Source organism: Plectonema radiosum NIES-515 (genome assembly GCF_025753815.1).
GTDB lineage: Bacteria > Cyanobacteriota > Cyanobacteriia > Cyanobacteriales > Nostocaceae > Hassallia > Hassallia radiosum_A.
In genome coordinates this window covers 43745-67469 of the sequence record NZ_JAOWRF010000405.1, presented here as the reverse complement: position 1 = coordinate 67469, position 23725 = coordinate 43745, and the positions used below count along the sequence as shown (strand labels likewise).

The window sequence follows — 23725 nt, the reverse complement described above, 5'->3', positions numbered from 1 at the left end:
AATTTCCCTTTTACTTTCTCCCTACCTTCTACCCCTTAGGGGACTACAAGTCCCCAACCCCTCAGGGGAAGATCAGCAATAAAATGTGCCCTTCCCTTCCTTATTCCCAGATCCTTAAGACCTACTGAGGCAGAATATGACACCTCCAGAAAACAAGAACATCATCGAAGAAAGAAAAGAACTAATTAAAGAAGTTCTCGAAGCTTACCCCGACAAAGCCAAGAAAAAACGGGAAAAGCACTTAAACGTATTTGAAGAAGGCAAAGCTGACTGCGGCGTTAAGTCTAACATCAAATCTCTTCCTGGTGTAATGACCGCTCGTGGTTGTGCTTATGCAGGTTCTAAGGGTGTGGTTTGGGGTCCCATCAAAGACATGATCCACATCAGCCACGGTCCTGTAGGTTGTGGTTACTGGTCTTGGTCTGGTCGTCGTAACTATTATATAGGCACCACAGGTATAGATAGCTTTGGCACCATGAACTTCACCTCCGACTTCCAAGAACGAGATATCGTTTTCGGTGGTGACAAAAAACTCTTAAAGCTAATCGAAGAACTCGATGTACTTTTCCCTCTCAACCGTGGTGTTTCCATTCAATCTGAATGTCCCATCGGTCTAATTGGGGATGACATCGAAGCTGTTGCTAAAAAAGCAGCAAAAGCGATTGAAAAGCCTGTTGTTCCTGTGCGTTGCGAAGGCTTCCGGGGTGTTTCTCAGTCTTTGGGACACCACATTGCTAACGACGCAGTGCGCGATTGGGTCTTTACTAAGGCAGATAAAGACAAGAAAGACGGCAAACTGCAATTAGAGTCTACCCCCTACGATGTCGCAATCATCGGTGATTATAACATCGGTGGTGATGCTTGGGCTAGCCGCATTTTGTTAGAAGAACTCGGCTTGCGCGTAGTCGCTCAGTGGTCTGGTGATGGCACCATCAATGAAATGATGATGACACCGAACGTGAAGATGAATTTGATTCACTGCTACCGTTCGATGAACTACATCAGCCGTCACATGGAAGAAACCTACGGTATTCCCTGGTTAGAATACAACTTCTTTGGTCCTACCAAGATTGCTGAATCTTTACGCGAAATTGCTTCTAAATTTGACGAGAAGATTCAAGCAAACGCTGAGAAGGTCATCGCTAAATATCAGCCAACGATGGATGCGATCCTGGCAAAATATCGTCCAGGTTTGGAAGGTAAGACTGTCGCGATGATGGTTGGTGGTCTGCGTCCCCGTCACGTTGTACCCGCATTCCAAGATTTGGGAATGAAGATGATTGGTACAGGTTATGAGTTCGGTCATAACGACGATTACAAACGTACCACTGGCTACATCGAAAACGGCACCATCGTTTATGACGACGTTACCGCATATGAGTTTGAAGAGTTTATCAAAGCGCTGAAGCCTGACCTCGTAGCTTCTGGTGTGAAAGAGAAGTATGTCTTCCAAAAGATGGGTCTTCCTTTCCGTCAAATGCACTCTTGGGATTACTCCGAGCTTGGCGATCGCTCTTCAACATCATATAATGCAAGGTTTTTTAGCGGTGGCAGAAAAAAGAGCCTATTTCTAGCCTAAATTTAGGTTGCAGGATTATCTAGGAACAATCTGTTTTGATGCTTTAGACAGTATAACTCTTATGGAGTATGGTTTTTAGATTTGAATTGCATTTTGCTTAAAGAAAAACTGTCAAATAAAAGACTATTTTTAATGACGATTTTTTAGATTAAATAGTGCGATCGGCTAGACCGTTGGTGCGATCGCGTTCATCTAGTAACTTTTTACTTTTGCCCCATTTGGTGAGCTTCTGCATAGATTCGCAATGCTGCTGCCATTCTCTTTCCATAATCTTCACCTTGAGACTGGAACCAAGCCAATGTTTCAGGATCTATCTCAACAAGAACATGACTTGACGCAACAGGCTTCCACCATCGAGACTTGCTAAAAAACTCTTCAGTTAAGGGAGGAATATCGGATGTATCAATCTCTTCTTCTGTCAGCGAATCAACTTTCTCCCAGTTCGTTCTTGAGATATTGTTCATAGCGTTTTCGTTCATAAGGTAAAGCTTTACGAAGTGAGATAATTCGGATTGTTTTCTCGTCTAGTTCTGTGAAAACCACAACTACAATACGTCCATCAAGCATTCCCAGCCCAATTAATCGATCTTCTCCATAATCTTGACGGTCATCGAGAGAAATCCGAAGTGGTAGTCTGAAAATCCGATACGCATCTGCAAAATCCAGTTCATGTTTTGCAATGTTAACCTCGTTTTTTTGCTGATCCCATTCAAACTTCATACACTAATTCTATCGAATTATGACAATTAATATGAAAACTGTAATGTGACTACATAGGGCTTGCTGAGGTAGCGATCGCACTTTAACATCATAATATAATGCAAGCCTTTTTTGCGGTGGCAGAAAAAGTAGCACCAACCGGACAGCAACCCGAAACATTTTGCATACGATTTATGTAAGTATTGAAAGAACCGCAGATTTCCAGATGACTCGTGGAATTTGCAATATTTTGGCGATCGCAGGTAATAAAGATGATTTAATTGCCTTTATGAGCGATCGCATCACAGAGATTTTGTGTGATATGCACTTATATCTTAAGCTCTAATAGAGAAGGGTTAAACAATGAAGCCATACTTTTCTTGGAGCATTGCTTTAGTGCTCTTGTCAGGTTCTTGCTCATAACAGGAGGCAACGACTTTTCCATAATCCTCAATATTAATGCTCTTATTAGACTCAAGTGCTTGCAGAAATGCCTGTTCTAACTCACTTTCTACTAAAACGAAATAATAAGCCCAACGTCCTGTGGAGTCTTTGGCTTTGAGTTTGTGAATTAAATGTTCGCGTTTTGAAATATATTCACTTAACTCCGGAATGTGTTCAGTTTCGTAGTTTTCAATTAAAACACCGATAACTTCCATTAAAGACGCAAGCGGATGCGTCTCGTCTTCACCAACTTGATCGATGAGACAATCAAGGATCTCAATCAAGCGTTCATATTCCTGTTCTGTGTGAGGAACAAAGACGTTTTCGGCAATGGATGACCAAGCAGTGATGGTTTTATCTAGGTTTAAGCTTTGCATTATTCCTTCCACTTTCCTTCATCATATTCTGAATGCGTTAACACAGCCCGAATGTAGACTTTTTGGCGGTTGTAGTGAATTGCGGCAATGAGTCGAACTTTGTTACCACCAATATTAAACACTGTCAATTTACCGACTTGATCTGCTGAGGCAAACATTTCGCGGAGTTCCACAAATGAGGCAAACTCATTTCCCTTGACCAATCGATACCACTGAACTAAGGCGTTATTTGTATCTGGATGAAGTTTAGCAAATTCATTCAGCCGTTTACGAGTAATAACGTGCATCTAAAAACCCCTGATGTCTTAATAATTCTGTCATCCATATAACTCACCTGCGATCGCTAATTTTATATTTTAATCATTGCCCCAACTCAAAAGTAAATTCATCCACTCGCGAGAACAAAGTGTTACACAAATTAACTACTGAATTGTTGAACAATTCTCTGTACAATTGCCAAAATAGCTCCTACGTTATCCAAGTAAAATCTTTGCTTATCAAGCAAAGCCACTTTTTGCGAAAGTTGCAGAAACTGCCATACTTCTCCTGTTGTCACACATCCATACACAGCTATTTCTGCTTGTCCAGATGAACGATTGAATAAATCCGCTGCCACCATTTGCGCGATGCACTGTCCTAACCCAGCTTCAACATCATTTTTCTTCGCTTCCACAATAGTGAGAATTGGCGATCGCAACGGTGGTAAAGGTGGAGCTATTGCTAAAATAAAATCACATTCCCCAATCAAACCTTGTGCAGGATCAACGTCAAGTCTTTGTCCAGAGAAAATAGCCAAGCTATGTTGGCTGAGATCGCGACAGGCTAGTAAAATCGGGACAATAATAAATTCGCTCCGAGCCTTTTCACTAATCAGAGCTAATTGGGTTCGCTTTCCTAAAGTTTCATTTAACCACGAAGGAATAGAAAGAGGTACAAGCTTGGGAAACAGATCGGCTTCTTGGGTGGTGATTCCCAAAACAGCCGCAGCTTTTTCTAGAGTAAAATCGCTGTACGCCATAGTTTTGCACAGAATGAGTATATGACGTTTTTAATAAAAGGGAATTGCTTGTATTTTACCCCTGTTGTAGAGTTGTCCTATGTGTAAAATGCGAAGCGCGATCGCGGTTAATTTGGGAAAGCGATTATGGTTGGGTTGAAAGTGCGATCGCTACCCATTTCCTGTATATCCTATAATTTAAAGTTTTTCATCTTCATTTTCGATGTAAACCCATGAACCTGAGACCATGTTACTTGATTTACCAATTCGTCAAGAAATTCCAATCCTTCTCGTTTTCGGCTTTATCCTCTTTTTCTAATTGATCTTCTTTCTCTAATTGGTCGTCTGTGTCTGACTGGTTAATTTCTGATATCTTTAGGTTAGGCTGGCTTTTCACCGCTTCGTACTCACCTGAATTGACCCATTTTAATAGTTCAGCTGCCCGGAGAATGATCCAGGAACTGTTCGATTCGCTAAAACTTAGCAGTTTCATCAGCTTATCCGGATTATCCAAATCCTTGCTTGTAAATTCCTCTACCTGATTGAGAAATTCGGTTTTCACCACTGGTGTCAAATGTTCGTTTGGCAGTCCCCCCAGTTTCATCAATGTGGTTACAGCTATATTCACATCCTGACAAGCCAGTAACCCCGCTCGATCGGAGGTAAACCTTGCCATCATCAACCAATTCCAGAATGCAACTTCCATCCCACTAGCTGCCAAGCCACCCAAGCCCAATGTTGCGGAGTTGATTAAGCCTTTTATGGTTGGCATCACTAATGCCATTTGGTGATAAAGCATATGCTGGCTTTTTATGTGAGCAATTTCATGCCCCATAACGTATACTAGTTCCTCTGGTGAGAGCCATTCGTATGTTTCTAAATTGACGTTGACGATCGGATTTTCCACCCCGATTGTGATAGTGCGGATATGTCCCGTACCGCGACACAGATACAGTTCCGGTAAAGGTGTCTCCAAAACGCGGCAAGCTTCTACCAACGATAAATGCAACACCGGAAAATTCTTGGATGTGACTCGAAAATCAGCACCCAAGCATCGAAGTCGAAGCAAGCGATCAATGCCATACTCGTTGACTTTTTTCATCAGCAAAGGCACTCCGGGCATTTTCTCCAAAGATGCCAGCGCTTTGCGGTCGAAGGGATGTTCATAAACGTCTGACTTTAATCCAGTTAGTACTTTTCTTGTCATAGAAGTTGCGCGCATTTGTAACTGTCTTTGGAGCCAATCAAAACTAAGTATAAAGTGCTTTCGTGTGGATGCGATCGCTAACTGAATTGAGCGATAACTCTGTTAATTAGAAAACGAAGGAATTTTTTACTTCTCTTGCTTCCACAAAAGTGTAAATTAAAAAACTTTTTTGCTTTATATTTTATTAAACTAAATACAGCGATCGCCTATTACTTAAATTACACTTGCTTTATTTGATACACAATTCAAACAAAAAGACACAAGAAGTGGAAAAAATGTAGAGACGTAGCATTGCTACGTCTTTAGGGGGTCTGGGTAACGCATAATTAATTTCCACATCGGTTGTCTAATGGATGACCAAGTAATGAATCATCTGTATTACCTTGTTGTTCAGTCTGGGAAAGCTACACCAGTCATTGGATCGCGGATATACAGCCCTAGGGTGAGACTACGCATTACTTCATCCCAAACAGGTATTAGTTGCTCTGCTTGATCTGCCCAATAATCGAATGTAATCAAGCACTGAACATTTGACCCCAAACCAATGCAAGTCCGCGAAAAAGCTTCCCGTGGTTCTGCTTGGGTGTCGATAAACTTAATTTCTGTCCAGACAATCCGGGCAGTTTGCCGCTTGATGGTGAATATTTCTCCCCGCTCAATGACATCACGACTGTCATCTTCCATCGCTTTTTTCAAGGCTGATTTTAGCGGAAACTGGCTCCAGTCGTTGGGTGGCAAGCGATTGAAAGATACTTCCAAACAGCAATCATCGTCTGGCGATTTTTTATCGAGAAACTTGAACGATTTTTCTTGTGGCTCCAAAACCCAATTTTGGGGAACATTGAAGCGAACAGATCCTCGATCTAGCACAAAAATATTATAGCCTGATGGAGATTCCCAACGATGGTCGGGTTTTAGTTCAAGCGTTTCTTTAATCCACTGGAGATTGCTTTTTTTACGCTTTGCCATAGTGTTTTTGCTTTCTTTGCCTAGATCGGTGCGATCGCTCACTTCGTTAATAATATCAAATTGGTAGTGTGTTGTCGCTCTTCGCAACGCACCATACCTCCTACTACTGCTGAGTGCAGCGCAAAAAGATAGATAAAGTCTAATTTAGTTAGCAAAATGGCATTTGACTTACTCAAAATGCCTTTTGACTTACTCAAAATGGTGTTTTACCCAAGCAAAATGGCATTTGACTTACTCAAAATGCCTTTTGACTTACTCAAAATGGTGTTTTCCCCAAGCAAAATGACATTTGACTTACTCAAAATGGCATTTGACTTACTCATTTAAGTAATTTGCACACTTAATAGACATCGACCGAATTTAATTATGCGTTACCCGAAACCTTTGTAGAGACGTAAGCTAGCTACGTCTCTACGTATGACTCTGGAGATGCCTAATAGACATAGGAGTGAAAATTAAATATGCGTCAACAAACCCCAAGAGACGCGAAATTTCGCGTCTCTACGTATGATTCTGGAAATGCCTAATGATAACTATCGCGCTTGTATCAAAAATCATTGCATATTTGCCGAAATTCTCTCAAGCCGATCTATACGGAAGTCTTTTAAAGTAAAGAATATTAATCGTACTGTATTACAAGGTGTATATCATGGCTCGTAGAAAAAGAACCTCTATAGTGTTAGAAAAAGCAGTGCGTCGTGCGGCTGGCATCAACTCAATTGATCCGAGTTTAGATTTAGGCAATGGACTCACCCTGACTGCTTTCTCAACCCTGATTGAGACGATGCGAACTAGAGAAAATGCGTACAACAGTGCTCTTTCCCATCTGGATAAATTATATCGTGAAATGCTGGAAACAGAAAGCGAGTTGGGAGATATCGCAGAGCATATGCTAATGGCAGTTGCTACTCGATATGGCAAAAGCAGTGTAGAGTACGGCATGGCAGGAGGAGTTCCCAAGAACCACCGTCGCAAGGCACTGCGAGGTGAATTGCCAACTCCTACACAGCAACCGTCATTGGTTGCCAGTGTGGACGGCAACGGCAGCAAAAATGGCAACAAAGCAACAACCACAAAGTAGGGTGGGTTATCGCACAGCGCAACGCACCACATTCTACTGCCCGATCACTTTCACACCCTATGGACTTTACCTGAAGGAGATAGCAATTTATCGATGCGAATGCTTTTAATCAAACGCTTTGGGACAAAATACTACACTCTAGGGATGCGATCGCGATCGCGTGAAAAACTCATCTAACAATTAATTAGCGATCGCGTTCAGCCTCTCTGGAGGTAAGTCTACTTGACCATTCACAGGAGTTACTTTAAATTCTGGTTTTACAGATGCCTGATTAGCGGCTATTATGTCAGTTATTGCCTCTATAAAATGAGATTGTGTAACTCGCTTTTGCTTTGTAGTTTCGTCTCCTTTGGCAGCAGAAACAACAGCCCTTAAAACTGCATTTTTAATATCTCTACCTGATACTTGATCAAATTTGGATGCAAGTTCGACAAAATCTACTGATTCAGCTAAAGGAAGTTGCGGAGGAATTTGAACTTGCCAAATTTTAGCTCTTGCGTCTTTATCAGGTAAATCAATCTGAATTTTCCAGCGAATTCTGCTAATAAAAGCCGGGTCATAGTTTTGGATTAAATTAGTTGCAAATATTACAATTCCTTCGTATGCCGAAAGCTGTAATATCATGACACTACGAGTTAAATTAACTGCTGTATCAGTTGACTGACTAACATTTTCTAGACGTTTACCTAAAAATGAATCAGCTTCATCAAAGAATAAAACTGCATTATGACTAGCAGCAAAATCAAAGGCTTTAGCAATATTTTTAGGAGTTTCCCCAACGTATTTGGATTCAAGCTGTTGGTAGGGAACAACTAAAATTTTCTGCTTCACTGCATGAGCAAATGCTTCAGCAGTAAGTGTTTTTCCTGTACCGGGTGGTCCAGATAAGTTGATAGAAAGGGCTTTATCCAACTTGTGTTTTTCACCCATTCCCCAGTCTTTGTAAATTAAATCTTGATATTGGAGTTCAGCTATGGTTAATTCGATTTGATTTTTGCTCTTTTGTGGCAGTATGACATCTTCAAGAGTATATTTTGGGTCTCTCAAATAAGGTGTGAAATCTATTGTTGATTCTGGTGATTTGCTCGATTCATCCAACTCTTTTTCATTCTTGCCTCTCTCATTTTGAGGAAGAGGTATTTCGCCAGATTCTCGACGAACTACGGGATATTTATCATATCTTGGCATTGCAATTTCTCCAATAAATATTCTAAATCAGGAATTAGAGTTAATGGGATTTTATCAATCGATCTGAATAATCAAAGAATTAAACAAAATCTTTTGTTTCATTTTTCCATAAGGATCTAAAGGCTCAAATAAAGAGCCAATAGTCTTGACGATAGGATTTTCAGCAATGATTTCTGGTGCTTCTGGAGGAGCTACAAATCCCAAAAATAAGGGTGTAAAAAGTTCTTCAGCAATACTCCGCCATTCCTGATATTCATCGCCTTTTAAATTATTATCAAGAACGTAAATTTGTTCTAAATTTGAATAAGGAACGTTTGAGCGTATTACTAAATCATGCTCGTCAATCTTAGGCAGATCATAACTCCTGTCTTTATTCATAATTTTAGTATCATAAAGCCATATTTTGAGACTTTTAAAGTCACATTTTCTGATGCGGCAACTTTGACGAAAAATTTTTCTAACTATTAAATCATCAAAAAAAGTTTGCGTCTTGGGGGTGACAACGACTTGATTATCGTTAATTCTTTGACCAGATAAGCCAAATATTTCAATTATTTTTAAACTTCCATCCGGTTCAGAGGAACGAAAACCAACTGCTGTGTAAATGTTCTCAGAATAGCCTGTCATAAATAATCCTGATTATATGTAAATGGTTGATAAATATCTAAAAACTTCACGCCCAATTTTCCAAAGCTACTTTTTTGGATTCAGATCGCTGAGTGGGTAAAGGAGAGTCTTGAGGTGCTTGCTTAATAGTAAAAACTTGCGAAGGTTTGCTGTCGTGGTATCTGGGGTCCCAAATCTCCATTAAAGTTTCGCCTGCTATTTCTCCTCTTATAAAGATTGCATATAAGACAGCATCTGCACCAAATACTGAAATTAAAACACTAGCAATTGCTACATCCCATACTGCTTGGATGGCATATAGCAAACCTTCTAGAAAATCAGCAACTTCTTTTCCTAGCCATGAAATCAACTCATCTAGGATGCTACCCAACCATGTAAATAAGCCCATTTTAAGATACCTTCAATATGATGTGAAATTATACAGTTAGTGCGGTTACAATTGGATTCTGAATTGTAGGTAGTTGTACCTCAGCTTGTTGCTTACTATCTAAAGCCGTGATAGAAATAACAACTGGATTTTTATGTTGCTGATTCGGATCAGCGATCGCAATTAAGATATCCAAACCATCTCGAAAAATTCCGATTAGCCACTCACTTCGATAACCAAACTCTTGTCGAAGATATGATTCAATCTCTGACCAGTTATTGTCTAAAAACTGAGCCACTAATGCCAAGTAATATTTAGTAGCTTCTCTGAGATATCCAAAAATTTCCTGAGATGCTATGACAAGATTTTCCCACAGCTTAGAAAAAGCTCTTGATAAAGCTTCAACTATGGTTGCAAACCCATAACTCACAGTTGCGCCGACGACAAATGCTGCTGCGGCTTGCAATAGAATATCCCACATAATTTCTTTCGATTTACTTGTTTTAGAACATACTGATTTTTCTTTTATTTTTTTCTATACTAAACCGATCGCAATAAACATGAAAAGCGGAAAATAGCGGATTGTAAAAAAAAATATTAAAAGGACGGAAAAAGTGTGAAAAATACGGATAAAGTCTGCTAAAATATTTTGTGATACTTTACATACCTAAGTATGCAAGTTCACGAACTATTACAATTTGTGGATGACGCTGTTTATCTTAAAACAGGTAAGCATCTCAATGATTTGCAGCGTGGAGTTATTGAGGGAACACTAAAGCATCAAACGTATTCTGATATTGCAGACATTTGTGGTTGTAGCGCAGGTCATGCAAAAGATATAGGTTACGAACTTTTGCAAATGTTATCTAATATTTTTGATGAGCCAGTTGATAAAGGTAATCTTAAATCAGTTCTAGAACGTCAAGGAAATGTCAATATTTCTTTGGGTGATAATAGTAGAATTAATAGTAATATAGTTGGCTGTATAAACGTTAGCTCCAAACAACCTAAAATTAAATCAAATAAAAATAATTCTGATATTTATAACTCCCTGCAACGTAGCAACAATCAAGCTAAAATTGATAAGTTACGGCAGTTTGGTTTAAATGACGAGCAAATTGCAGAAGCGTTAGATTTACCCTTAGAGGTCGTTAAGCAATTTTAATTGCAAGCATAATTATTCTATTTTGCTGCGGTGATAAGGTCAGATAATATCTAAACTTGCTAAAACAGTCCTTATTTATAAACATCTCCTCTCATGCCAATGGTATAAATTTCAATTTCACCCGAATCAATATTAACTGTAAAGATAATTCTCATTTTACCAATCCGCAGTCTATAAAATCCTTCCCAATCTCCCTTCATTTTTTTAATGTCAAGGTCTGTGAAGGGAATAATCCCCTGTTCCTCAACAAAAAGCAGAAGTTGGTTGAGTTGAAGAATGAATTTTCGCAGTATCTTCAATATTTGCCTTTTCTAAAAACTTAATCGCATTTTTACGAAATTTGATTGCCATATCTGACCCACTCTGTCATATCAACTGATTCCTCTTCTTCATAGTCTGATGGTGAACCAAAGATTTCATTCAGTTCTGCTTGTTCTTCATCACTCACATAGGGTATGAGAACTTGACAGAGCAACATTCGCTCTTCTCGCAAAACGGACCGTATGCTCTCTTTAATTAATGCTTTAAGTTCATGAATTTCCATTGTTACCTCTGTGATAGGAGTGCGATTCGTTATTCGATTATTCGTGCGTAAGTCCTAAATAAATAATAGTATAAGGCTTAAAATACAATCACATTTTACGTATATTATGAACTATATTTATATTTCTCCAGAGTAATTACTGAGAAATACCAATTGATTTATCATCTCTTCGGCTGACTTAGCTGCCATCAGCTTGAGTACTCTTCGCATTTGTTCACCAATCGAGTAATCCTGCGATGAAATTATAATCCCTGCATGACTTCGTTTCTCTTGTATGTGGATGCTGTGTAACTGGCAAAAATCACCAACATTGAATGTGTATAAAACTCTTTGCAGTTCAGTTGCTAAAGTCAGTTGTTCCTTATCGCTAGAACTGATCGTTTCAACCTCACCAACACTTGTAACGTCTACTCCCCTCGCTCTCAATGCTTTAATAAATCGCTGATCCATTGAGTCTTCATCAATAAATAATCGAATTGGACTCATATTGCTTGCTCCATTTCTGTAGCTAACCGCTTGTAATCTGCTTTTTCAGCAGAAATATACGCCTCAATTTCCTCTCGATTAGCGTGATAATAAGTTAGAGCAGCATAAACCTGTGTAAGATTTACATTTCCCATGCGTTCAGCAATTTCTTCTGCATTCAGCCCAAGTTTGTACCAAGCTGTGATGCGTTGAACAGAAACTCTAGTACCAGCAATGCGGGGACGACCCCCTAGAGTTTCAGGTGACTTAACAATCAGTGTTCCAATGTCAGTAGCCGGCATAAATATCTTAATGAGTTTATTTTGATGAGTTTTCACCCATAAATCATAGCAAATTATCTAAAATTGGTATGATTTATCAGTAAACTTAACTCCGCTTATAAACCATCTCCATTTTCAACTTCTCAATCTCCATTTTCAACCTTTCATTCTCCATCCTCAACTTAGCATTCTCCTCCCTCATCAACTCAACTTCATCCCTCTTACTCAAAGCTTGATTAATCGCTAACTTCCGCATATCTAACGAGAACCAACGTTGATAAGTTTGGGTGTGAACTTGCACACTATGTCCTAAATTATCTGCTGCTGCTTTAATTGGAATTCCTAAAATATGTGCCCTAATTGCCCACGCATGACGTAAATCATACGGCTTAAAATCCAATCCAATTTTCCGAAACCACCAACTAACTCGTTGTGTTAATGCCGTTATCTCTGCATGATTATTTTTATCTTTTTTACTAATTGTTATTGCCAGCATTTCTAAATATTTAGGATTTCTTAAATTAAAGTCTGCAATCCATTCTTTATGTAAAGGTAATGCTTGTCTTTCGCCAGTTTTACACTCTTTATTTACCTTCCATGTCATGTCTGCATTTTCTTCGTTTAACCACCAATCGATATCAGGATTAATGAAAAGTTCTCGTGGACGTAAACCAAAAGTTGCTAACATTCCATAAGTCCATCGCCAAAGCTGCCAACTATCTTTCACATCTGGATTAACTTGATTACCTCTGTTATTCAGATAATCTGCAAACTTGATAATTCCGGCGGATATTTCCACATCACTTGGTATATTCCGGGAATTATTCTCAGGCATTTTGGAAAACCTAGATAAATCAACTTCGATTTTGAATGTTATGCAAAATGCAGAAATAGCTCTCATTGCATTATATCTAGCCCATTCTTTCTCAATTTTTTCAATTGAATTTATCAGATTTTCTGGAGTAGCTAAATCTTGATTATTAGTAAATCGCTTAGTTCGAGAAAAATAATAAAAGAAAGTATGTTCGCTTTTTGTGGTGCGTTTATGAGTTTTGAAATACTCATTTTCAAATTCTTCTAATAACTCTCCTATTGTTTTAAAGTCTTTTTTAAGTGCTTCATTACCTAAATATTTCTCATTCCATTCAAATGTATGCCTTGCAATTAACTTTCCTAATTCGTATGCTTCTTCCTCAGCCGTTTTTAATCCATCCAAATTAGCAGGAATATTCAAGCTGATATTGTATTGTTTTCTTCCAGTGCCGTTTGTGTCTTTATCTCCCGGTTTAATGGGTAAGGTAGCTCGTAATTGCAGACTTCCATTTGATTCCCTGATTGTCACCTTTGCCTTTGCAGACTTCAAACGTTGATTAACTTTCTCTAACTCTAATAGTACTTTTGTTCTCATATGCTCTCTTTGCTGCTGTGCTTGCAGACTGGAACCAAGAAAACTGCCATCGGTAGATGAAAATGGCTCCAAGTCTGCAAAAGCTTGTTGATATTTGTCAAAATCCTGGTTATGCATCGCTGTATTTTTAGCCTATATTTAGCCTAAAAATAAATGTGTTATCAGCGAACAATGCTTAAAACTCACACTGCTTACTGTAAACATTAGGCTATTTGAAGCTATTAAATCATCAAAAGGATTACTCCGGTCCTTATCACGGTTATGATGGCTTTGCTATCTTCGCTCGCGATATGGATCTAGCATTGAACAGCCCAACCTGGGGATTAATTGGTGCTCCTTGGAGCAAAAAAGCAGAAGCTAAAACAGCAGAACCGGCGATCGCCTAAAAAAATCGCAAAAGGGATAGCCTGGGGCTAAAACCCCAGGAGAAAGTTGGGAATACAAAATTCAAAATTCAAAATTCAAAGTTCTGAGTTTTGCATTCTGACTTTTGAATCATATTCCCGCTTTCCATCCCTTGTAAGATGCGGGAAATCCCACCGCTCCTCCCCTCACGTAACGACTACAGCAGCTTGGAGAACTAGAAATGCCTCAGAATCCGGAAAATATTCAAGATCACGTCGAACTATTCCACCAACCGGAATACCAACAGTTATTTGAAAACAAAAAGCAATTTGAAAACGGACACAGCGCCGAAGAAGTTGCGCGTGTTGCAGAATGGACGAAGGGTTGGGACTATCGTGAAAAGAACTTCGCTCGTGAAGCATTGACCGTCAACCCCGCTAAAGGTTGCCAACCATTGGGTGCAATCTTCGCTGCTGTTGGTTTTGAAGGCACTCTACCTTTTGTCCAAGGTTCTCAAGGTTGCGTTGCTTACTTCCGCACCCACTTAACCCGTCACTACAAAGAACCGTTTTCTGGTGTCAGTTCTTCAATGACAGAAGACGCAGCGGTGTTTGGTGGTCTGCAAAACATGATTGATGGCTTGGCAAACTCTTACCAACTCTACAAGCCAAAGATGATTGCTGTCTGCACTACCTGTATGGCAGAAGTTATCGGTGATGACTTGCAAGCTTTCATCAACAGCTCTAAGAGTGCTGGTTCAGTTCCTCAAGACTTCCCAGTACCTTATGCTCACACTCCTAGCTTTGTTGGTTCCCACATCACTGGCTATGATAACATGATGAAGGGTATTCTTTCTAACTTGACCGCAGGTCAGAAGAAAGAAACCAGCAATGGCAAAATCAACTTTATTCCTGGCTTTGATACCTACGTTGGTAACAACCGGGAAATCAAGCGGATTTGCGACATGATGGGCATCGATTACACCATCTTGGCAGATAACAGCGATTATCTGGATTCACCCAACACAGGTGAATTTGATATGTACCCAGGTGGTACAAAACTGGAAGATGCAGCAGATTCGATTAATGGTAAAGCCACAATCGCTCTGCAAGCGCACTCTACCGCCAAAACCCGCGAATACATTGAAAAAGAGTGGAAGCAACCAACTGTTGTTTCTCGTCCTTGGGGTATCAAAGGTACTGATGAGTTCTTGATGAAACTCAGCGAACTGACTGGTAAACCCATTCCCAAAGAACTAGAAATCGAACGTGGTCGCGCAGTTGATGCGATGACTGACTCCCATTCATGGTTACACGGCAAGCGCTTCGCTATCTACGGCGATCCAGATTTAGTTTACAGCGTAGTTGGCTTCATGCTGGAAATGGGTGCTGAACCCGTGCATATCCTTGTCCACAACAGCAATGAAAACTTTGATAAAGAACTCAAAGAGTTGCTAGCTTCTTACTCTAACGGTAAGAGTGCTACTCTGTGGGCTGGTAAAGATTTGTGGCACATGCGGTCTTTAATGTGTTTGCTATCAGGTTAATTAAATATAGAACTATTCCTGACAGACGATTATATCTGCAAAGCCCAGGAGACGTTACATGTAACGTCTCTACATTAGACATCTGGTATAAATTAATTATGCGTTGCCCGAAATCCTTGTAGAGACTACCAAGTGCTACGTCTTTACATCTTTTCTGGAGATGTCTATTAGACATCTTTTGAGAATGTACTAGTGTTATGAACATATCGCAGAATTTCATCCACCGCTCGTTTTGCTCCTCCAGCAGAGCGACAAGCGTCACCTAAACGATCGCTGTTTGTGACAAAAGAGCGATCGCCTAGAATTTGCTCTGCCGTATGTCGCAAACGTTCGGCTGTCACATCTTCTGGTAAAATCATAATTCCCGCACCCTGCTCCTCAATGCGGTGTGAAATGATCTCCTGCTCATAAGTTTGGGGAACTGCAATCATCGGCACCGAGTACCAGACAGCCTCTCGCGCTCCCCCTCCCGCTCCGTGCATAATGAACAGACTAGCACGCTCTAATATCTTTAGTTGGGGAACAGTACCCGTAGGTCGAATTATAAAGTTTTCTGGGATATCTCCCAAAAGCGCAGCATCCATTCCCGGACTCAACAGCATTATCACCTGAGCATCAATGCTGCCAAAAGCCTGAATGCAGCTTTGATAAAATGCCAAACCTGGATCGTGAATGTTGCCAAATGAAATCAGAATTAGCTTGGATGAATGCAATTGCTCCATTGGGAAATCATATTCCATCGCCCGCACCGGATTGCACGGACCGACAAAATGAAACCGCTCGTCGAATTTATCGCTATGAGGCTGAAGTTCTGGTGGTAAATAACAAATATTTAGAGGTTCAATATTAGTGAAGGTATCAATAAATTTAATCGGGGACACACCGTAAGTTTTTCGTAGCTCTCGTTGATGTTGACGATAGTGCTTCATGCTGCCTGCTGCCTCTTTTAAGAATCGCGGAAGTTTCTTTCTTAGTCTGGGACATTCATAAAAACTTTGCGGAGTGAAAGCAGCGGTAGCAATGGAATTGACAGCGGGAATATTCAGCAACTGCGCTACTAATCTTCCCCAAAGACACAGAGAGTCATGAATGATGTAATCTGGCTTTTCTTCACGGACTGATTCTAAAAGTGCAGGCAGCATCTGGTGAGCGCACCAAGTTAAAGAGGACACCAGAGACATTTCGTTTTCGGCTGGTGGTGCTGTCTCAGGATTTAGCTGAGGATAGCAACGGAAAGAAGCTCCAAATATCTCGATTTCTTTCTGAAAACGGTCAACCTCGTAATAAATTACCTCTTCACCTCTGTTAATTAGCTCCGTCACCAATCCAAAGGTTGGGATAATGTGTCCGGCAGCCGAAACATTCATGAATATAATACGACTCATAGAAAAATAACTTGATTTGAAAATGAGGCATTGGGCATTGGGCAATGGGGAAGAAGAGATTTTTATGCTCTTTGAGTGTTTATCATAAATTACGAAGACACTGGCAACGAAACAGAGATAATAAGCTGATGAAATTTATTGAGAGTGGGGCGATGACCTACACTAATAAAGGTTGTCCCTGTCTCTAACAAAAGATTATAAAGATTTTCTTCATTGTTAACATCTAAAGCGCTCGTTGCTTCGTCTAAAATGGCATATTTTGGTTTTGTCACCAGTATCCGGGCAAAAGCGAGTCTTTGTTGTTCTCCTAAAGAAAGAACATCACTCCAATCTTTCTCTGCCTCAAAACCACCGAATCGTTTTGCTAAGTCTGACAGATTTACTCTGTGGAGGATTTGATAAAGTTCTTCATCACTCACATCAACTTTGGCGTTAGGATAAATTAACTGATCGCGTAAAGTCCCCAAAATCATGTAAGGACGCTGGGGTAAAAATAGCATTTCTTCTAATTCTGGGCGAAAAATCACACCTGTTCCCGAATTCCACAAACCAGCGATCGCACGCAACAGAGAAGTTTTCCCACTACCACTTTCTCCCATAATTAATAATCCTTGCCCTGGTTGCAGCGCTACCGAGAGATTTCTAAATAAGGTTTTTTGATAATTAGGTGTCTCTAAAGTTAGGTTTTCAACTGCTAAACGATTGTCTTTTACTATATCAAAAGTCCTTTGATTAGCGATTTCTTTTCTTGGATGTTTGAGATATTCATAAAAGATGTATAGACGATCAATTGAAGCCGCAAATTTAGTGAAGATTTCAAACTGATACATAATCAAATTCACCGAAAAAGCAACACTTCCAAACGCTCCCATAGCTTCTGTGACTTTTCCCACTTCCAATTCACCGATGAGAATCTGGCGTCCGAGAATTACTCCTGGTAATATTAAGGTGAGATTGCCAAACGGATATTTAAATATATTTAAATACAACTCTGACCATAAAATTAATCGTTTAAAGTTATTAAATACTTCATTGAATAGAAGTTTAATTTTGTTGGCTTCCTGAGAAGTGCCGTTATAGAAGGCAATAGACTCGGCATTTTCGCGAATGCGAACTAAACCAAAGCGAAAATTAGCTTCTTTTCTCAGTTGACTTAAATGTAGTTGAGTTAATTTTCTGCCGTAAAAACCAATAGTGAGGGAGTAAGCTAATATCGAATAAATTAATAAAGTAAAAACTAAATATTTGGAAATAGACCAGAGAATGAGGCTAAAAGCAATGACGATAAAAATCGATTCAATAATATTTACAAAAAGCTGAATAGATTGCTGGCAAAAACTGGCGACATTTTCGGCAATACGTTGGTCTGGGTTGTCAATGTCTTGGTTGGAATTACTCAACTCATAAAAAGCGCGATCGCTAAAATATTGATTGAGAAAGCGATCAGTTAACCAGCGGCGCCAATAAATTCCTATTGTCTCTCGCAGATAGCCATAGCCAGAATTAAGCAAACCATAAATGATTATCCCCCCTAATGCAATGATTACACCTTGCCAGAATCGAGGGCTATCACGAGCTGAAAGGGCAGAAATTAACTCTCCCTGTATGGTATTTAAGAACACCTTCACTTGAGTGGTGGCTAATAATAACACTCCGAGAAGCGCAAGTAGAGCATTAGCACCTTTTTTTTCATTACCTAGCCAATAGAGTTTAGCGATCGCCCAAAACCGCTTGACCACCTTGAAGTTGAATCGATTCATTTGTATAATTTCTAGATGTTTCTAATGATGAAGACAAACATAAAGCAAGCGATCGCTTGTGGATTTTCATACTATACCCTATAGTCACTTCGCTATAATTAATCGGGGTCTAGAAGAGGCAGCCTTAGCGCTAGTTTGGTCTTCTCGATTCGGGGAGACCCTAAAAGCGATAGCGCATTAGCGAGTCCTTTGAGCGTCTGGGGTTTCCACTCATTGGAGCATCTGGCTTGGCAGGGAGAAGGGAGCAGGAGGACAACCCCATGCCGCGCATAACACTTTTATTGCAGGATTATTGCCTAACTTCTAAATTTAGAGATAAATATGCGTATTTTCACACTAATTTGGTTGGGACAACTAGTTTCTCTGATTGGCACCTGGATGGCTGTATTTGCTCTGGATATCTGGGTTTTTCAGAAAACAGGCTCCGCCACCCAGTTCGCTTTAGTTACCTTGACTTGTACGATACCACCAATCATCATTTCGCCATTAGCAGGCACATTAGTAGATCGTTGGGATCGTCGCTGGACAATGATTATTAGTCATTTGTGTATAGGGCTGTCTACCCTAGTTATTGTGGCGCTATTAACTATCGGTCAACTAGAAATTTGGCACATTTACTTAAGAAATGTCTTCATTTCAACCTTCGGTGCTTTTCATTCGTCGGCTTATAAAGCTTCCATCAGATCCTTAGTTTCTGAAGAGGATTTAACACGCGTCAGCGGTATGATGCAACTTTCAATGGGCATTCAGCAAATTGTCTCGCCTTTACTAGCAGGTATTCTGTTGAATATTGTCCAGCTAAAGGGCATTCTCCTCATCAATTTAGCAACTTTACTAGTTGCCCTTGTTCCCCTTTTGTTAGTGCCATTTCCGAAAATTAGTCAGCCTGCTGATGAGAAGCAAGAGCCTTTATCATTTTGGGGAGAAACAGCCTACGGTTGGACTTATCTGACTGAGCGTCCTGGATTACTAAAGTTTTTGATTGTCTTCAGCATTTACCAATTTTTGCTGGGGTTCGTTGCTGTACTAATGTATCCCCTGATTCTTTCTTTAGCTACCCCAGCTAGCTTGGGACAAATTGCATTCGTTGGGGGTATTGGTACCCTCGTGGGTGCTTTGATAATGAGCGCTCAGAAAAATAGTTGGAAAAACTTGATAATCCCAATCCTGAGCGCGATGTCCTTAAGTGGACTGTGGATTGCTCTTGCTGGTTTGCGTCCCTCTACCATACAGATTGCGATCGCAACTTCACTTTTCTTTTTGACTGCTCCTTTCATTAACGGCTCAGTGCAGGTTATTTTTCAGAAACAAGTTGCCGAGCGGGTACAGGGAAGAGTCTTTGCTTTAATCGGATCGATATCTGGGATTGCTATACCGCTAGCTGCCCTTATTGCTGGTCCTTTGGCTGACGATGTTTTCGAGCCACTAATGGCATTTGATGGACCTTGGTCTAGAAACCTTATCGGTCAAGTAATTGGTTCTGGTCCAGGTCGCGGCATCGGACTGATATTTGTCCTCGTCGGGTGTTGTATATTGGTGGCAGCACTTCTTGGCTATCAATACCCTGGCATCAGAGAATTGGAAGAAAATTTACCTGATGCGTGAATCTTCATCAGACAAACAGAACTTAGGCAAAAACTCTTTTTAACCTATAAGTAGGAAATTTACAGCAGATTGCGTTGTGATGAAATACACGTAGAGACTACCAAGTGCTACGTCTTGGAGCGGGTGAGCGGGTTTTACGCATGTACCTCATCTACCTGAAATTTGCTGTATTACTCCCGAACCGCTCTAAAATTACCTATCTTTTCTTTCTCTGTGCCGGGAGCGTCTGGAGCGTGAGATCAAAAATATTTTGGTATTCTTCCACCGGGAAAGGAGTAGTTGTACAACCAAAACTTTTGTAGAGACGTAAAATTTTACGTCTCTACATCAAAAATTCATACCTGTATTTAGCAACGCCTCATTGCTTCCACTTTTTAACTTTTGTTATCATCCCGTAAGAGTCGCCCTAAGACAAATGTGAATGGTGCAAGTCGAATTCGCATACCACCTTCCACAAGATGCAATGCTCCACCGGAGGTAGCGATCGGCAGATCAACTCCGGAGAACTCACCATACAAATTAGGAATCTTTAAAGCCTGCTCAAATACTGGTCTAGGTCCAAGGTTCATAGCAATGAAGAGTGGCTGATCAACAGCCATATTATGAATAAGTACACACCAAAGACCATTCTTCCTAGAGCATAATAAAGTGCGGGTTCCACTTTGAATTAGTTTGTTTTGAAGCCTAATTTCGGCAAGCTGTTGAATCAGTATAAAGGTTGGGTGGTTTCTGTTATGGGGTTTGAAAGATTTTCGGTTAATCGGACCAAACTGCCAAGCACACGCAGGGTTCTCAAACATGTCCTCCCGCACATAGCAATCATGACCAATCCATTCTCCTGTATCCTCTGGTTGATGCATCCCTAAAGCACCAGAAAACTCTTGCTCGGTTCCTTGATAGATAGAAGGTATTTGAGGTCCAAGAATCAAGCAGGCAAGAGCAAAGTGCAGATGGACTCTAGCATCGTCTTGGCTTGGGATGCGACTTAAGAACTCATGAAAGATTCTAGTTGTGTCTTGGTTTTCGAGGAACATAATATTGTTCCTCCAACCTGCATAATATGAGTGTGATGGAGCAAGAAAACCACAAAAATAATCTGCTAAACCCCCTAGTAGCCAACTTCCATCAGCAAGAGAGTACTTGACGGCGGTATAATAAGTCGGGTAATCTATGATATTGGAGAATTTTGCATCGTTGTATTCAATCAATTCTTCGTGAGTACTTCCAGCGTGTTCCGCTATCTGAAGAAACTGCTTTTTCCCAAGATAGCTGGCATATTTTGATATCTCTTCAACGCAAGGCTTCCAAAAGTCAAGACCAACGTGACGTGCGGAATCGTATCGAAAGCCATCAATGTCCGTTTCTGCAATCCAGTATTTGAGATGCCCAATTAGCAATTCGCGGACGTAGCTTGTCTCTGTTCGCCAATCTTCCAAGAAGCCAAACAGTCTTTGATTCACCATATCAGTGTATTCCGGACCGTGGAAGAGTGATGTGTTACGTACTTCTACGGGAAAAGGCATGACTGTAGTATCATCACCTTGCAAGTATTTAAATTCCCCTCCAGCCGGACCACCATACTGCTCCCAGTTAATACTATCTGTGATGTGATTGTTGACGACATCTAAAATCACAGCGATGTCAGCTTCATGAGCTTTCGCGACAAGCTCACGCAGACACATAAGTGTACCCAGACGTGGATCGACCATCAATAAGTGAATCGGATGATAGCCATGATAGCCGTCAGCAGCGTTGACATACACGGGGCTGAGGATAATTGCTTTTATTCCCAATGACTTCAGATATTCTATCTGCTCAGTCACGCCACGAATTGTCCCACCGTGGCTTGCGTATGGGTCAGAAGGATTATACCTGACTGCGCCTAAATTGGTGCGATCGCTGTTGGGACTACGAGCAAAGCGATCGATGATTATAGAGTAAAACAGACGTGCGTCCCAATTTTGGGGGCTGGATGTCATTTGAACGCGTGGTATTGGTCCATACACAGGTTGGTTGTCAACAAACCCAAGAAAGACTGATTGAATCTCAGCCATTGATCGAGGTGATGTATCGCAGACAAGAAGAAAACGCGATCGCACACTTGTATGCTCCGAACCCGACATATCAACATAAGCCAGGCTATATCGATATCCTCCCCCACTACTGATAGGTGGTAAGATAGCCGAAAACATAAGATAGCCATTTTCGACAATGCCTTCAGTATGTGCCGTAATTCTACCTGAATCGCAATATCCTTGTCCATCATTCAACTCATAAGCTATTTGCCCATAATCTGGATCTTTTGATAAGCTAATCCCAAACTTTATACTGATTTTCTCATCACTTCTAAACACCCAAGTAAATGGTGCAATGTTCGGTTCAAGATGTACTTCACAGTATTCTTCAAAATAGCGCATATGATTTTTCTCCCACGAAGAAGGATAATCAGTTGACAATCAGGTTATCAGTAATGGAATTAGCGATTTATGAATCACAATTCATTTGTAGTGATTCTACTAATAGAGGGAAGCAATAGCAAGAGATTAAATTGTATTTCAGTCGAAAACGATGATAAAAAGTAACAAAATACCAGGGCTATTTCATTCTAAAATGTCACTTTTTATGTATGGCAATGGGTTAATTATCTCAAAATGGGCATTTTTCCGGAGTGGTTTCGGTTGTTAAATTTTTGCTTTTCACGAATATTTTTCGGAAACCCACGTTTAAAAATAGAATGAAATAGCCCTATACAAAATACGCTTTAGTGTTTAAGCCTATCCGCAACAATAAACCAGTTCTAAGTTATGCTGAGTAAATTACATCGTGTGGCAGCATTCGCGACAGTAAAGAACTAAAGCGTTCACAAAATTTCAACATAATTACATCAAGGAGAACCGCATGACTACCGGAGCTACCACAATACTTGTTGAGCAGATAATGCGAAATGCGACAAATTTAGCCGAGCAAGAATTTACTGAGGTTGCACCTGCCGCAGAATTACCAAAAGAATCCAATATCTTAGAGTCAGCTCCGCAAATCGTACATAAATTAGGAGAAAACCTCATAAAATGGACAATACCCGAAGAGCTATCTGTAGTTGAAAACTCCCCCTCACTAATGCCCTTGGCTCAGAGACTTTTTCTCTGGTCTTTTGTCTACGGTATTGGACCCAAACGCTATTTGGAAATAGGAACAGATGCAGGCGGATCGGCTATGATCGTCAAGAGTGCGATCGCAGCCCTGGGGTTGGACGATTTTCGTGGCGTTTGCATCGATCCTGAATTTAAGCTGGTTCAAACAACGCGCGACTATTTGGGTGAACAATTTACCTACATCGAACAGAAGAATTCGCCAGAGGCAATGATTGAAGCGGCTCGGCTGGCAGGGTCTTTCGACTTCATTCTGGTTGATGGAGACCATACCTACGATCATGCCCTGATTGATATTATGCTCGCCATACCTTATCTTAGTCGCGGTGGGTACATTTTGATTGACGATGCGGCACACCCCCAAGTTCGTGATGCCATCAGCTATGTAATTGATAATTGCCGATTGATCGACTGTGGCTTTATGTGTCGTCACACAATATCATACGAAGTATTAGTCCCATCTGGTGTATGGCAAGGAGAAAATATGCGTTCAGCAGGGCTATATCTGCTGCGTAAGCCTTTGTAATTCTAGGTGGG

General features: G+C 40.4%; 26 protein-coding genes and 1 pseudogene. 9 read left to right on the top strand and 18 right to left on the bottom strand.

What is annotated here, in order from left to right; genetic code table 11:
* Positions 1-136: 136 nt before the first annotated feature.
* Entirely contained in the window at positions 137-1579 is a 1443-nt protein-coding gene (gene nifD / locus OGM63_RS28530) for a nitrogenase molybdenum-iron protein alpha chain (RefSeq protein WP_263749113.1), read from the top strand.
* A 426-nt stretch (positions 1580-2005) separates the two neighbouring features.
* Here nifD and OGM63_RS28525 read toward each other — a convergent pair whose 3' ends face one another.
* Complete coding sequence (locus OGM63_RS28525) at positions 2006-2299, bottom strand: BrnT family toxin (protein ID WP_263749112.1); 294 nt, start codon at positions 2297-2299, stop codon at positions 2006-2008.
* Between the two features lie 139 nt (positions 2300-2438).
* Here OGM63_RS28525 and OGM63_RS30120 point away from each other — a divergent pair.
* Positions 2439-2624 (top strand): annotated as a pseudogene (locus tag OGM63_RS30120) (hypothetical protein); the annotation flags it as partial.
* Between the two features lie 10 nt (positions 2625-2634).
* On the opposite strand, the gene OGM63_RS28520 reads toward OGM63_RS30120, so the two are convergent.
* The 5 genes from OGM63_RS28520 to OGM63_RS28500 form a co-directional block, all read right to left on the bottom strand.
* Positions 2635-3099 carry a hypothetical protein gene (locus OGM63_RS28520; RefSeq protein ID WP_263749111.1) on the bottom strand — a complete coding sequence of 155 codons (465 nt, stop codon included), beginning with the start codon at positions 3097-3099 and terminating at the stop codon, positions 2635-2637.
* Positions 3099-3386: a type II toxin-antitoxin system HigB family toxin gene (locus OGM63_RS28515; RefSeq protein ID WP_263749110.1), complete on the bottom strand. Its 288-nt coding sequence runs from the start codon at positions 3384-3386 to the stop codon at positions 3099-3101. Before OGM63_RS28515 ends, OGM63_RS28520 begins: the two co-directional genes overlap by 1 nt.
* A 131-nt stretch (positions 3387-3517) precedes the next feature.
* A complete protein-coding gene (locus OGM63_RS28510) occupies positions 3518-4117 on the bottom strand; it encodes a hypothetical protein (RefSeq protein WP_263749109.1) in 600 nt (199 codons plus the stop codon).
* Between the two features lie 238 nt (positions 4118-4355).
* Positions 4356-5303, bottom strand: coding sequence for a M48 family metallopeptidase (locus tag OGM63_RS28505; protein ID WP_263749108.1), 948 nt, complete (start codon positions 5301-5303; stop codon positions 4356-4358).
* A gap of 390 nt (positions 5304-5693) precedes the next feature.
* Positions 5694-6359 (bottom strand): Alr1449 family protein, encoded by a 666-nt coding sequence (locus OGM63_RS28500; RefSeq protein ID WP_263749107.1) that lies wholly within the window; start codon positions 6357-6359, stop codon positions 5694-5696.
* Positions 6360-6428: 69 nt separating this feature from the next.
* Between OGM63_RS28500 and OGM63_RS28495 the strand changes: the two genes are divergently transcribed.
* A complete protein-coding gene (locus OGM63_RS28495) occupies positions 6429-6599 on the top strand; it encodes a hypothetical protein (RefSeq protein WP_263749106.1) in 171 nt (56 codons plus the stop codon).
* A 322-nt stretch (positions 6600-6921) separates the two neighbouring features.
* Positions 6922-7353, top strand: coding sequence for a hypothetical protein (locus OGM63_RS28490; RefSeq protein WP_263749105.1), 432 nt, complete (start codon positions 6922-6924; stop codon positions 7351-7353).
* 180 nt (positions 7354-7533) lie between these two features.
* Here OGM63_RS28490 and OGM63_RS28485 read toward each other — a convergent pair whose 3' ends face one another.
* Genes OGM63_RS28485 through OGM63_RS28470 form a run of 4 tightly spaced genes read right to left on the bottom strand, consistent with a single transcriptional unit; the run spans position 7534 to position 10016 of the window.
* Complete coding sequence (locus tag OGM63_RS28485) at positions 7534-8541, bottom strand: ATP-binding protein (RefSeq protein ID WP_263749104.1); 1008 nt, start codon at positions 8539-8541, stop codon at positions 7534-7536.
* A 54-nt stretch (positions 8542-8595) separates the two neighbouring features.
* Positions 8596-9168, bottom strand: coding sequence for a hypothetical protein (locus OGM63_RS28480; protein WP_263749103.1), 573 nt, complete (start codon positions 9166-9168; stop codon positions 8596-8598).
* Between the two features lie 46 nt (positions 9169-9214).
* On the bottom strand, positions 9215-9556 hold the full coding sequence (locus OGM63_RS28475; protein ID WP_263749102.1) for a hypothetical protein: 342 nt from the start codon (positions 9554-9556) through the stop codon (positions 9215-9217).
* Between the two features lie 28 nt (positions 9557-9584).
* The gene (locus tag OGM63_RS28470; protein ID WP_263749101.1) at positions 9585-10016 is read right to left on the bottom strand and encodes a hypothetical protein; all 432 of its coding nucleotides are present in this window, start codon (positions 10014-10016) and stop codon (positions 9585-9587) included.
* Between the two features lie 192 nt (positions 10017-10208).
* On the opposite strand from OGM63_RS28470, the gene OGM63_RS28465 reads away from it, so the two are divergent.
* The gene (locus OGM63_RS28465) at positions 10209-10700 is read left to right on the top strand and encodes a helix-turn-helix domain-containing protein (RefSeq protein WP_263749100.1); all 492 of its coding nucleotides are present in this window, start codon (positions 10209-10211) and stop codon (positions 10698-10700) included.
* 71 nt (positions 10701-10771) lie between these two features.
* On the opposite strand, the gene OGM63_RS28460 is transcribed toward OGM63_RS28465, so the two are convergent.
* The 5 genes from OGM63_RS28460 to OGM63_RS28440 all read right to left on the bottom strand — a co-directional run bounded on the left by OGM63_RS28460 (position 10772) and on the right by OGM63_RS28440 (position 13515).
* Complete coding sequence (locus OGM63_RS28460) at positions 10772-10999, bottom strand: type II toxin-antitoxin system RelE family toxin (RefSeq protein ID WP_263749099.1); 228 nt, start codon at positions 10997-10999, stop codon at positions 10772-10774.
* 32 nt (positions 11000-11031) lie between these two features.
* Positions 11032-11178: a hypothetical protein gene (locus tag OGM63_RS28455; RefSeq protein ID WP_263749098.1), complete on the bottom strand. Its 147-nt coding sequence runs from the start codon at positions 11176-11178 to the stop codon at positions 11032-11034.
* A 183-nt stretch (positions 11179-11361) separates the two neighbouring features.
* On the bottom strand, positions 11362-11730 hold the full coding sequence (locus OGM63_RS28450; RefSeq protein WP_263749097.1) for a DUF5615 family PIN-like protein: 369 nt from the start codon (positions 11728-11730) through the stop codon (positions 11362-11364).
* Positions 11727-12011, bottom strand: coding sequence for a DUF433 domain-containing protein (locus tag OGM63_RS28445; protein WP_263749096.1), 285 nt, complete (start codon positions 12009-12011; stop codon positions 11727-11729). Before OGM63_RS28445 ends, OGM63_RS28450 begins: the two co-directional genes overlap by 4 nt.
* Before the next feature lie 85 nt (positions 12012-12096).
* Positions 12097-13515 (bottom strand): site-specific integrase, encoded by a 1419-nt coding sequence (locus tag OGM63_RS28440; protein ID WP_263749095.1) that lies wholly within the window; start codon positions 13513-13515, stop codon positions 12097-12099.
* 95 nt (positions 13516-13610) lie between these two features.
* On the opposite strand from OGM63_RS28440, the gene OGM63_RS28435 reads away from it, so the two are divergent.
* Both OGM63_RS28435 and nifK read left to right on the top strand, forming a co-directional pair.
* The gene (locus OGM63_RS28435) at positions 13611-13784 is read left to right on the top strand and encodes a hypothetical protein (protein ID WP_263749094.1); all 174 of its coding nucleotides are present in this window, start codon (positions 13611-13613) and stop codon (positions 13782-13784) included.
* Between the two features lie 200 nt (positions 13785-13984).
* Positions 13985-15289: a nitrogenase molybdenum-iron protein subunit beta gene (nifK, locus tag OGM63_RS28430; RefSeq protein ID WP_263749093.1), complete on the top strand. Its 1305-nt coding sequence runs from the start codon at positions 13985-13987 to the stop codon at positions 15287-15289.
* 167 nt (positions 15290-15456) lie between these two features.
* Here the strand turns inward: nifK and OGM63_RS28425 are convergent, their stop codons facing one another.
* Both OGM63_RS28425 and OGM63_RS28420 read right to left on the bottom strand, forming a co-directional pair.
* Positions 15457-16674: a macrolide family glycosyltransferase gene (locus tag OGM63_RS28425; protein ID WP_263749092.1), complete on the bottom strand. Its 1218-nt coding sequence runs from the start codon at positions 16672-16674 to the stop codon at positions 15457-15459.
* Positions 16675-16763: 89 nt separating this feature from the next.
* Positions 16764-18434, bottom strand: a complete 1671-nt coding sequence (locus tag OGM63_RS28420) for an ABC transporter ATP-binding protein/permease (protein WP_263749091.1) — start codon at positions 18432-18434, stop codon at positions 16764-16766.
* A gap of 321 nt (positions 18435-18755) precedes the next feature.
* On the opposite strand from OGM63_RS28420, the gene OGM63_RS28415 reads away from it, so the two are divergent.
* Positions 18756-20039: an MFS transporter gene (locus OGM63_RS28415; protein WP_263749090.1), complete on the top strand. Its 1284-nt coding sequence runs from the start codon at positions 18756-18758 to the stop codon at positions 20037-20039.
* 374 nt (positions 20040-20413) lie between these two features.
* Here OGM63_RS28415 and OGM63_RS28410 read toward each other — a convergent pair whose 3' ends face one another.
* Complete coding sequence (locus OGM63_RS28410) at positions 20414-22456, bottom strand: alpha-amylase family glycosyl hydrolase (RefSeq protein ID WP_263749089.1); 2043 nt, start codon at positions 22454-22456, stop codon at positions 20414-20416.
* Positions 22457-22937: 481 nt separating this feature from the next.
* Here OGM63_RS28410 and OGM63_RS28405 point away from each other — a divergent pair, with 481 nt between their 5' ends.
* The gene (locus OGM63_RS28405) at positions 22938-23714 is read left to right on the top strand and encodes a class I SAM-dependent methyltransferase (protein ID WP_263749088.1); all 777 of its coding nucleotides are present in this window, start codon (positions 22938-22940) and stop codon (positions 23712-23714) included.
* Positions 23715-23725: the final 11 nt, after the last annotated feature.